Annotated in this window: 1 protein-coding gene; it reads right to left on the bottom strand. The window is 43.8% G+C overall.

The window, feature by feature from the left end:
* On the bottom strand, positions 1–2,371 hold a 2,371-nt coding region (alaS, locus tag B4F08_RS00470), incomplete at both ends, for an alanine--tRNA ligase (protein WP_291372382.1).

The following is a 2,371-nucleotide window of genomic DNA, read 5'->3' as shown; positions in this document are numbered from 1 at the left end:
AGCAGTAAAGTCTTTTGCTACAGATGCAATCAGGCTAACTTTGTCACCTTCAACACCAGCAAGTACGATGACTGCATTTTCTAATTTTGATTTCACACCGTCATGTAGGTTGCGAAGTGATTTCGCATCCATGTTTTGAACAGTCGTGATTAGCGTTTGACGACCCGCAAGCGTTTGAACTTGGCTAAGCAGTTCAGCAGCTTGGAAGCTGGCAAGTTTTTGATTGAGTTGCTCAATCTGTTTTTGCAAGCTTGATGCTGTGTCGACTAAGGCTTCAACTTTTTCTAAAGTTTGGTCTTTTTGAGCTTTTAGTAAACCATTGATGGTGTTGATATCACGGTCAGCTTTTTGAGTAACTTCAATGGCTTTGGTACCTGTTACCGCTTCAATACGACGTACACCTGCAGCTACACCACCTTCAGAAGTGATTTTGAACAAGCCGATGTCGCCCGTGCGTTTAACGTGAATACCACCACACAGCTCAATTGAGAAGTTTTTTTCTTCAATGATTGAACCCATTGAAAGTACACGAACTTCATCGCCATATTTTTCACCGAACAACATCATCGCGCCTTTTGCTTTCGCAGATTCGATGTCTAAAAGCTCAGTAGAAACTGTAGTGTTGGCAATTACTTCAGCGTTTACAAGACGTTCAATTTCTTGAAGCTGTTCAAATGACACAGGTTGATCGTTGGCAAAGTCAAAACGTAAGATGTCTGAAGCAACCAATGAACCTTTTTGTTGTACGTGTTCACCCAAGATTTGACGTAGTGCAGCATGTAAAAGGTGAGTCGCAGAGTGGTTACGCGCAGTTGCAGCGCGGATGTCTGCTTTCACTGTCGCTTCTACATGTTGAGCAAGCTTAATGCTACCGACTGTCACGATACCTTGGTGTACAAAAGCACCACCCGATTTCTTGGTGTCTTGGACTTCAAAAATACCCGTGTCATTTTTGAAAATACCTGTGTCACCAATTTGACCGCCGCTTTCTGCATAGAACGGGGTTTGGTTCAGTACGATGAGAGCTTCGTCACCTTCAACCACTTCATCAACTTGTTCGCCATCTTTGTAGATTGCGATAATTTGACCTTCGCCAACCGTTGCATCATAGCCGTCAAACTGAGTTTCGCCTTCAACTTTAACAACAGAGTTGTAGTCAATCGCGAATTTACCTGCATCACGTGCACGTTGACGTTGCGCAGCCATTTCAACTTCAAAGCCTGCTTCATCAATGGTTAAATCACGTTCACGTGCGATGTCAGCAGTCAGGTCAGTTGGGAAACCGTAAGTATCATACAGTTTAAACACCACTTCACCTGGAATCACTGAACCTTTCAGTTGAGCCAATTCGCCTTCAAGCAATTTCAAACCTTGCTCTAAGGTTTTAGCGAATTGTTCTTCTTCTTTCAGTAATTGTGCTTCGATACGGACTTTCTGTGCTTCAAGTTCTGGATAAGCTTGACCCATCACTTCAATTAAAGGTTGCAACATTTTATGGAAGAAGGAGCCAGTTGCACCGAGCTTGTTACCATGACGAACTGCGCGACGGATAATACGGCGTAGTACATAACCACGACCTTCATTTGATGGGTTTACACCATCCGCAATTAGGAATGAACATGAACGTGCATGATCGGCAACGACTTTAAGTGAAGCTGGGTACTGAACTGGTGTACCTTTTTCGTGTGCTTCTGCTTCAAGTGCTGCAGTATCTAAACCAATAATTTCAGCGGCCGCTTTGAGTAAGTGCTGGAATAGGTCAATTTCGTAGTTAGAGTTAACATGTTGTAAAACAGCAGAAATACGCTCTAAGCCCATGCCTGTATCGACAGACGGCGCTGGAAGAGGGTGCAATACGCCATCCGCAGTACGGTTGAACTGCATGAAAACGTTATTCCAGATTTCAATGAAACGGTCGCCATCTTCTTCAGGTGTGCCCGGTAAGCCACCCCAGATATGGTCGCCATGGTCAAAGAAGATTTCAGAACAAGGACCACAAGGACCTGTATCACCCATTGCCCAGAAGTTATCTGATGCGTATTGGCCACCTTTGTTGTCGCCAATACGAATAATACGAGATGCATCTAAACCAATTTCTTTGTTCCAGATGTCAAATGCTTCGTCGTCAGTGTGGTAAACCGTTGCATAGAGTTTGTCTTTAGGCAATGCTAACCAAGCTTCGCCTGTTAGAAAATCCCACGCAAATTTGATTGCATCACGTTTGAAGTAGTCGCCAAATGAGAAGTTACCTAACATTTCAAAGAAAGTATGGTGACGTGCGGTATAACCGACGTTGTCTAAGTCGTTATGTTTACCACCTGCGCGGACACACTTTTGTGAAGACACCGCACGTACATAATCACGTTTTTCT

It is taken from the genome of Acinetobacter sp. UBA6720, from assembly GCF_002454215.1.
In the GTDB taxonomy this organism is placed as follows: domain Bacteria; phylum Pseudomonadota; class Gammaproteobacteria; order Pseudomonadales; family Moraxellaceae; genus Acinetobacter.
Note: the sequence above shows the minus strand (reverse complement) of the source record. Positions and strands in the feature narration are given on the sequence as shown.